We start from the raw sequence: 8,862 nt of genomic DNA, 5'->3' as shown, positions 1-8,862 counted from the left end.
GGAGGCACCGATGACGACCGTATCCGGGGGGAAGAGTCCCGTGCGCGGGGGGGTGGCCCCCGCGGGTGAGGGCGTGCCCCCCCGGCCCGGCCGCCCCCCCCCCCCCCAACGCCGCCCGCCCCCGCCGGGGGCCCCCCTTCTCGTGTGTCCGGCGGCCTCGCGCTCGGGTGTCCGGCGGCCTCGCGGCCGGTCTTCAGCGAACCTTCAGCGGCTCTCAAGCCGACCACACGCGAGACCTCGTTCGACTGCCCCGTCATTCGCAGTTGAAACCCCAGAGGGTGCTGTGAAGGTTGATTCATGCCCCCCAGGGGCCCGCCGAAACAGACCCACGGACGAACGGAACCGGGCATGATCCTTGCTGAGCAGGAGCCGACGGAAGCGGCCCCGGCCGCGGCCGAATTCGCCTACCAGCGGCCCATGGACCGTGTCCTGGTACACCGCCGGGCCGTCATGGAGGTCTTCGTCACCGATGCCGTACGGCGCGGCGACGACGCCTTCGCCGTGGCTGTCCAGGCGCCCCGCGCACACAGCTACTACAACGACCACTCGCAACGGCCCGCGCTGCTCGACCCGCTGTTCCTCCTGGAGGCCGCCCGTCAGGCGGTCACCGTCGTGGCGCACCAGTGGCTGGACGTCACCTACGACACCTCCTTCCTGATCAGCGACTGGACCACCGAGTTCACCGATCTCGGGGCGCTGCGGGCCCGCGGCGACGCTCCGGACGAACTCGTCGTCGAGGTCACCACGCGCGACCTCAAGCGGCGCGGCACCAGGCTGCTGGCCGCCACCCTCGAGTGCGTGTTCCTGGTGGACGGCCGGCGGGCCGGGACGAGCGTGGTCGTGGCCGGATACCTCAGCCGCGACGGCTACACCGCCCACCGCGCGAAGAGCCGCGGCTCCGTCCCGCCGCTCTCCTGCGACATGCCGTCCACCCGCACCGGTACGCCCGTCGCACCCGCCCTGGTGGGCCGCGAGCGGACGGAGAACGTCGTCCTCACGGACGCGGTGCGGCACCCCGACGGCACGACCGCACTGCGCGCCGTACTCGACGTCCCGGTGCGGCACGCGGCCATGTACGACCACCCCCTGGACCACGTACCGGCGATGGCCCTGATGGAGGCGGCGCGCCAGGCCGCGGTCCTCGCCGCGGGCGGACCCGGCGAACAACGCTACGCCCGCGCCTTCGGCGCCACGTTCCGCCGGTTCGTGGAGTTGGACAGCCCCGTCACGGTCTCCGTCACGCCCTCCGGCGGCGAGCGCCTCACCGTCGACTTCCGGCAGGACGGGGAGTCGGTCTGCACGGCCGACATCGAGGTCGCGGCCCTCCCGGTGCCCGACACGGACGGCAGGTGACGGCCCGTGCGACTGGACTCACCCCTCGGCCTGTCGGCGACGGCCTGGTACCCGGACGGCATCCAGACGGCCGAAGAGGCCGTGGCCGCAGGTGACATCGACGCCCGGACCGCGCGCGAGCTCGGCTACACCTCACTCCCGGTCAGCGAGGACACCGCGCCGCCGGACATGGCCGTCGAGGCCGCGAACCGGCTCTTCGCGCTCTGCGGCGCCCGCCCCGACGCGCTCTCCCTGGTGCTGCACGCGAGCGTCCACCATCAGGGCCACGACGCCTGGTCCGCCCCGCACTACATCGCCCGCCGGATCGGCGCCGACCGCGCCGTACCGATCGGGCTGCTCCAGCAGTGCAACGGCGGCGCCATCGGCATCGAACTGGCCGCGAGCCGGCTCCAGGGCGACCCGGCCGCCGGTCCCGCCCTGGTCACGACCGCCGACCGCTTCCTGATGCCGAGCTGGCACCGCTGGCTCAGCGACTACGGGATGGCGGCCGGCGACGCGGCCACCGCCGTTCTCGTCCACCGCACCGGCCCCGCGACGGCACCCGGGTCGGCGCACGCCTTCCCCCCTGACCTGCTGCTGCACTCACTCGCCACCCGGACGGCCGCCGAACTGGAGGTGATGCACCGTGGCGACGACGAGCTCAACGCGACGCCGATGGGGCACAGCCCGATGATCGACGTGCGGCGCACCAAGCGCGCCTTCATCAAGGCGTACGGCGTCGAGTTCTTCGTGGAAACGGCCGCCGACCGCATCCGTGCCGTCGTCGAGGAGGCCCTGGCCGACGCCGGGCTCACCGGTGACGATTCGCGGCTGCACTACGCCGTGATCCCCCGCCTGGGCAACAAGGCGATGAACGAGGCATACCTTCCGCCGCTGAAGGACGTCACCTCCGCGGAGGTGCTCGACCTGGGCCGGGCCACCGGGCACGTGGGGGCCGGCGACCTGAACGCGTCCCTCGCCGACCTGGCCCGCTCGGACCTGCTGAGACCCGGGGCCCATGCCCTCGTGCTCAACGGCGGCGGCGGATTCACCTTCACCGCGGCCGTGGTCAGCAAGCGCTGACCTCCCGCACCCGTGCCGCTTCATTCCTCTTCGTTCCTCTTCAATCCACAACACCCCGACTCCCAAGGAGAACCACCATGTCCGCGTTTCAGGACCGTCTCTTCGCCCTCGTCTCCGAGAAGCTCGGCATGACCGCCGAGGAACTCGACACCACCTCCACCTTCGACCACCTCGACCTGGACTCGCTCGCGCTGATCGAACTCAGCGTCATCGTCCAGAAGGAGTTCGGCGTCCAGATCGACGAGACGGCGCTGACCTCGGAGAACACCTTCGCCGACATCCTCGCCGAGATCGACGGCAAGGTCGCGGTGGCCTGATGACCGGCATACCGACGCAGCGCCCGGGCGGGCGCACGAAACGCTTCGACGTGGCGGTCACCGGTGTCGGGCTGGTCACGCCGGCCGGCCTCGGCGTCGAGGCCAACTTCGCGCGGGTCTGGTCGGGTGAGTCCACCGCGGCCACCGACCCCGACCTCGCCGGCCTGCCCGTCGACTTCGCCTGCCGCGTACCGGACTTCGACGCGGGCGCCCTTCTCGGGCGGCGCAGCGCCGTCCGCATGGACCCGATCAGCCACTTCGGCGTGGTCGCCGCCCGGCAGGCCGTCGAGGACGCCGGGCTCGACCCGGCCGCGTGGGACGGACCCCGCGTCGGCGTGGTGGTCGGCACCTCGCTCGGTGGCTGGTCCACCGTCGAACGCGAGAACGCCAACCACCTCGCCGACGGACCCGAGTTCGTCTCGCCGCTGCTCATGGTGATGGGCCCGGTCAACATGACCGCCGGCTACATCGCCATGGACCTCAAGGCACTCGGTCCCAACCAGGTCGTGTCGACCGCCTGCGCCTCCGGCAACACGGCGATCGGGTACGCCCGCACGCTCCTGGAGTCCGGCGTCTGCGACATCGTCCTGGCCGGCGGTGCCGAGGCCGCGATGTCCCCGACCGCCATGGCCAGCCTCGCCCGGGCGGGCGCGCTGTCCACCCGGCGCGACGACCCGGCGTCCGCCTCCCGCCCCTTCGACGCCGACCGCGACGGGTTCGTCGCCGGCGAGGGCGCGGCGATGCTCGTCCTGGAGCGGGTCGAGGACGCGCGTGCGCGCGGCGCCCGCACCAGAGCCCTGGTCTCCGGCTTCGGCGCCTCGGCCGACGGCCACCACGCGTCGGCGCCCGACCCGACCGGCGGCGGTGCCGAGCGGGCCATCCGGGCGGCGCTCGCCGACGCCCTGGTCGACACCTCCGAGGTCGACCACGTCAACGCGCACGGCACGTCGACCCCGCTCAACGACATCACCGAGGCCGGGATGCTTCGCCGGGTCTTCGGCGAGAAGCCCGCCGTCACCTCCACCAAGGGGGTCGTCGGCCATCTGCTGGGCGCCGCCGGAGCCGCCGAGGCGGTGTACACGGTGCTCGCCGTGGAGCGGCGCCTCGTTCCGCCGACGGCCAACCTGAGCAGCCTGGACCCGGGCATCGGGTTGGACGTGGTGGCCAAGGAGGCCCGGCCGATGGAGATCGGCGCGGCGGTGAACGACTCGTTCGGCTTCGGCGGTCAGAACGCCGTGATCGTGGTGACCCCGGCATGACGGGTACGCCCGGCCCCTCGGGCCGCTCCGTCCTCGTCACCGGTGGCAACCGCGGCATCGGCCTGGCCGTCGCCCGGTCGCTCGCCGCGCGCGGCGACCGGGTGGCCGTCACCCACCGCACCGGCGAACCTCCCGAGGGGCTGCTGGGGGTGCGCTGCGACGTCACCGACGAGTCCCAGGTGGAACGCGCCTTCAAGGAGGTCGCGGCCGCCCAGGGCGCTGTGGAGGTGCTCGTCGCCAACGCCGGCATCACCCGGGACGGGCTGCTGCTCGCCCTCGACGCGGACGACGTCGACACCGTCCTCGACACGAACCTGCGGTCGGTCATCCGGGTCGCCAAGCACGCGGCCCGGGGCATGCTCGGCGGGCGCTGGGGCCGGCTGGTGCTGATCTCCTCGGCCGTCGCGTTCACCGGCTCGCCGGGCCAGACGAACTACACCGCCGCCAAGGCCGGCCTCGTCGGTCTCGCCCGCTCCCTCGCCTGGGAGCTCGGCAGCCGCTCCATCACCGTCAACGTCGTCGCCCCCGGGCTCGTCCAGACGGACATGCTGCGCGACGTACGGCCGGCCCGCATGGACCAGTACCTGGCGATGACGCCGCTGGGCCGGGCCGGCACCGCCGACGAGGTGGCCGCCGCCGTGCGGTTCCTCACCGGCGAGGAGGCGTCGTACATCACCGGCGCCGTGCTGCCGGTCAGCGGTGGGCTCGGTATGGGGCACTGAGGCCCCGCACGCACCCACCACCATTCACGAAGCGCAGGGAAGGTAACCATGCCCGTCGGTGTCCTGTCGATCGGCTCCTACACACCCGACAAGGTGATCGACAACCAGCAGATCAGTGCCTGGACGGGGATGCCCGAGTCCTGGGTGAGCGAACGGACCGGCGTCCTCACACGGCGGTACGCCGAGCCCGGCACGGCCACGTCCGACCTCGCCCTGCACGCGGCCCGGGAGGCGCTGGAAGGCGTCTCGGGTGAGGTCCGCGAGCGGCTCGGCGCGCTGGTCGTGGCCACCAGCACCCCGGACGTGCCGCAGCCGTCGACCGCGGCGATCCTCCAGCACAAGCTGGGGCTCTCCATCCTGCCCGCCTTCGACATCAACGCCGTCTGCAGCGGCTTCCTCTACGGCCTCTCGGTCGCCGAAGGACTGCTGCGGGCAGGCCGGCACGGGGAGTACGTGCTCCTGGTCGGCGCCGACATGTTCTCCACGATCATGGACAGGACCGACCGGCGCACGGTGAGCCTCTTCGGCGACGGCGCGGGCGCGGCCCTGCTCGGTGAGGTGCCCGAGGGCTACGGTCTGCAGTCGGTGCGCCTGGTCACGGACGGGGAGTTCCACCACTACGTAGGCGTGGAGGGCGGTGGCACCCGGACGCCGCTCGACGCCGAGGCACGCGAGGCGGGCAAGCACTACTTCCGGATGGACGGCCGCGCGGTGCGTGACTACGCCCTGTCGGTGCTGGCCAAGCTGACCGCCATGACGCTCGACGACTGCGGGCTGGCCCTGGAGGACATCGACCGGTTCGTCTTCCACCAGGCCAACACCAGGCTTCTGGAGACCTTCGTGGCGGACGCGGGCATCGACCCGGACCGCGTCGCGTACACCGCGCCGCACCTGGGCAACACGGTCGCCGCTTCGGTGCCGCTCACCCTGCACGCCACGCACCGCGAGCGGCCGCTGCAGCGCGGTGAACGGGTCCTGATGGCGTCGGTCGGCGGCGGCATGACCGCGGGCGCGGCACTCCTGACCTGGTACTGACGGCCCGACCCCCACACGCACACCACACGCAGCATCGGATGGAGAAGCATGAGGCTCGACGGACAGACGGCCGTCATCACCGGCGGCACGCGGGGCCTGGGGCGGGCGATCGCCGGGGCTTTCCTCGCGGAGGGGGCGTCGGTCGTGGTCGCCGCGCGCAACCCGTACGACATCAAGGAACTCGCCGACGACCACGACGGCCGGCTGCTCTTCCACCACACCGACGTCACCGACGAGAACTCGGTGGCCGAGCTGACCGCCGCCGCGGTCGAGACGTTCGGCGGTGTCGACGTCCTCGTCAACAACGCCGGTGTCAGCCGCGACGGCAAGATCGCCCGGCTGTCGGTGGCGGACTGGAACACCACGCTCGCCACCAATCTGACCGGTGTCTTCCTCTGCACCCGCGCGGTGATCGGCCCCATGGTCGCCCGGCGCGAGGCGACCGGCATCGGCGGCCGCATCATCAACGTGTCGTCCTGCGTCGCCGGCCGGGCGGCGATCGGCGCCGCCGCCTACAGCGCGAGCAAGGCCGCCGTGGAGATGTTCACCCGGACCTCCGCGGCCGAACTCGCCCCCAAGGGCATCACCGTCAACTGCCTTTCGCCCGGCTACATCGACGAGGGCATGGGCAAGGAGCTGGCCTCCAACGAACGCGCCTGGGAGAGCTACCGCGGCCGTCTGCTCTCCGGGCGCCTCGGCCGTCCCTCCGAGATCGGAGCGACCGCCGTGTTCCTCGCCTCGCAGGACAGCTCGTACGTCAACGGCAGCGTGGTCGAGGTCAACGGAGGTCTGATGTGGGCGGCCTGACGGACGCGCGGGCCGGCCGGCCCGTTCTCGTCGTCGGCGCCGGCCCCGTCGGGCTGGTCGTCGCCTGCGAACTGCTCCAGCAGGGAATCCCGGTACGCGTCGTGGACGCCGGCCGCGGACGCACCGCGCACTCCCGCGCGAACGTCATCTGGCCGCGCAACCTCGAACTCCTCGACCGGATCGGGGTCACCGAGGAACTGCTCGACACCGGTCACCGCCTCGCGGGCACCGCCTTCTACTCGCGAGGCCGCCGCCTGGCGACCGCCTGGATGAGCAGACTGCCCGACTCCCCCTACCCGTTTGCACTCACTCTCTCGCAGAACGACACGGAGGCGGTGCTGCGCCGACGGCTCGCCGCGCTCGGCGGACAGGTCGAGCAGGGCGTCCGGCTGACCGCCCTCCACAACGCGGCGGACGGTCCCGCCGTCAAGCTGGAGCACGAGGACGGCCGGACCGAGGAACTGGAGCCGGGCCGGCTCGTCGGCGCGGACGGCGCGCACAGCACCGTCCGCAAGGAGCTGGGCATCGGCTACGACGGACCGCCGGTCGACGTGTCGTTCGCGATCACCGACGCCCGGCTGACCACCACGCTCTCCGAGGACCTGTCGCACTACTGCTACGCGCCGAGCGGCGCCATGGTGCTCGGCCCGATGGGCGACGGCGTCCACCGCATCGCACTGAGCGTGCCGCACGACGCGTACGACGAGGACAACCCGCCGCCCCGCGAGATGTTCCAGCAGGTCGTCGACGACCGGGCGGCCGGCCGCAGCCGCGTCGAGGAGCTGCTGTGGAGCGGGTCCTTCAGGGTGCGGGTCAGGATCGCCTCCGCCTTCCGCGACGGCCGCTGCTTCCTCGTCGGCGACGCCGCCCATGTGATCAGCCCGGCCGGCGGGCAGGGCATGAACACCGGCATGCAGGACGCGTTCAACCTGGCGTGGAAACTGTCCGGCGTCCTGCGGGGGGAGTTCGGGGAGTCGATCCTCGACTCGTACGACTCCGAACGCCGCGCCGTCTCCCACGAGGTGGCCCGTTCGACGGCGCTGCTGACCAAGGCGGGCCTGGTCAACACGCCCGCGAAGGTCGCGCTGCGGGACGCGGCGTTCACGGCCGCCGACCGGACCGGTCTCTTCCAGCGCAAGCTCGCCCCGCAGCTGAGCCAGACGGCCGTCAGCTACGACGGCGACCGTCATCCCCGGCTGCCGCTGAGGGTCTCGTCGGGCCCGCTCGCGGCCCCGCGGCTGGACAGCGGCGGCTGGCCGACCATTGATCGGGACCGGCACACCGTGCTGCTGTGGCCCGGCACCCGGACCCCGCCGGCGGACTGGCGGCGGACCCGCGACCGGATCCGCCGGGAGCTTCCCGAGGGAACCCCGGTACTCGATCTGACCCGCGCCGTTCCCCGGGGCCTGGCCCGGGCGCTCGGCCCGGGGCCCGCCGTGGCGGTCGTGCGCCCCGACGGCCATCTGCTCGCACGGGTCGGTGCCGAAGGAACCCAGGACATCACGCGACTGCTCACCCGAGCGGCACACCTCAGGAGCCGGTCTTGACCACGTCCCCCTCCCTCCCTCCCCTCACCACCGACCATTCCCGCCCGGTGGTGGCGTTCTTCGACGCCGACGAGACGCTCATCGCCATGAAGACACCGTTCTCGCTGCTGCGGCACCGGATGAAGCGGGAGGGAGACGTCACCGGCGCCGCGTACGAGCGGCTGGTGGAGCCGCTGCGACGGCTGGCGGCGACCGGGGTGACACCGGTCGAGGTGGTGTCCAGGTTCTACGAGCTGTATGCCGGGGTCCCCTGGGACGACGTGGTCTCCGAGGCGCGGGAGTGGTACGCGCATCTGCGCGAGCGCGGGGCGCCGTTCATCGAGCCGACGATCGCCCGGCTGCGCCGCCACCAGGAGGCGGGCCACCACACCGTGGTCATCTCCGGCTCCTGGCCGGCGACGCTCCATCCGATCACCGACGACCTGGGCGTCGACCTGGTCCTGTGCACGGAGCCGGAACTGGACGCGGACCGGCGGATGACGGGTGCGATCCGGCATGCGATGTTCGGCCCGGCGAAGGCGGACGCGGTCCGGGAGGCGCTGGCGAAGTTCGGCGCGGACCCCGCCGACTGCCACGCGTACGGCGACGACCCGGGGGACCTGACCATGCTGAGCATGGTGGGCCACCCGGCGGTCGTCGGCGCGAATCCGCGGATGGCGGCCCACGCGGCGGAGAAGGGCTGGCCGGTCGTGGCCGGCCCCCGCCGGGCCGGGGCGACCCGCCCCCCGCGGGTGTGGGGGGGGGGGGGCGCAAGGGGGGC

The 8,862-nt window shown here is 72.9% G+C and carries 9 protein-coding genes; all 9 read left to right on the top strand.

The window, feature by feature from the left end; translation table 11 throughout:
• The first annotated feature begins 348 nt into the window (after positions 1–348).
• Positions 349–1,353, top strand: coding sequence for a ScbA/BarX family gamma-butyrolactone biosynthesis protein (locus tag ACFWR9_RS12640; protein ID WP_383839809.1), 1,005 nt, complete (start codon positions 349–351; stop codon positions 1,351–1,353).
• A gap of 6 nt (positions 1,354–1,359) precedes the next feature.
• A complete protein-coding gene (locus ACFWR9_RS12635) occupies positions 1,360–2,415 on the top strand; it encodes a ketoacyl-ACP synthase III family protein (RefSeq protein ID WP_383839806.1) in 1,056 nt (351 codons plus the stop codon).
• A gap of 77 nt (positions 2,416–2,492) precedes the next feature.
• Complete coding sequence (locus ACFWR9_RS12630; protein ID WP_383839803.1) at positions 2,493–2,732, top strand: acyl carrier protein; 240 nt, start codon at positions 2,493–2,495, stop codon at positions 2,730–2,732.
• Positions 2,732–3,991 carry a beta-ketoacyl-[acyl-carrier-protein] synthase family protein gene (locus tag ACFWR9_RS12625; protein ID WP_383839800.1) on the top strand — a complete coding sequence of 420 codons (1,260 nt, stop codon included), beginning with the start codon at positions 2,732–2,734 and terminating at the stop codon, positions 3,989–3,991. Before ACFWR9_RS12630 ends, ACFWR9_RS12625 begins: the two co-directional genes overlap by 1 nt.
• Entirely contained in the window at positions 3,988–4,713 is a 726-nt protein-coding gene (locus ACFWR9_RS12620) for an SDR family oxidoreductase (protein WP_383839797.1), read from the top strand. The genes ACFWR9_RS12625 and ACFWR9_RS12620 overlap by 4 nt, the downstream gene beginning before the upstream one ends.
• A gap of 48 nt (positions 4,714–4,761) precedes the next feature.
• A complete protein-coding gene (locus ACFWR9_RS12615; protein WP_383839794.1) occupies positions 4,762–5,748 on the top strand; it encodes a 3-oxoacyl-ACP synthase III family protein in 987 nt (328 codons plus the stop codon).
• Between the two features lie 48 nt (positions 5,749–5,796).
• Positions 5,797–6,555 (top strand): SDR family NAD(P)-dependent oxidoreductase, encoded by a 759-nt coding sequence (locus ACFWR9_RS12610; RefSeq protein ID WP_383839791.1) that lies wholly within the window; start codon positions 5,797–5,799, stop codon positions 6,553–6,555.
• On the top strand, positions 6,543–8,102 hold the full coding sequence (locus ACFWR9_RS12605; protein ID WP_383839788.1) for an FAD-dependent monooxygenase: 1,560 nt from the start codon (positions 6,543–6,545) through the stop codon (positions 8,100–8,102). The genes ACFWR9_RS12610 and ACFWR9_RS12605 overlap by 13 nt, the downstream gene beginning before the upstream one ends.
• Positions 8,099–8,862, top strand: a 764-nt coding sequence (locus ACFWR9_RS12600; RefSeq protein WP_383839785.1) for an HAD family hydrolase, incomplete at its 3' end; no start/stop codon positions are given. The genes ACFWR9_RS12605 and ACFWR9_RS12600, both read left to right, overlap by 4 nt.

It is taken from the genome of Streptomyces sp. NPDC058534 (assembly GCF_042717365.1).
Classification (GTDB): domain Bacteria; phylum Actinomycetota; class Actinomycetes; order Streptomycetales; family Streptomycetaceae; genus Streptomyces.
This window is presented reverse-complemented; position numbering and strand designations above follow the sequence as displayed.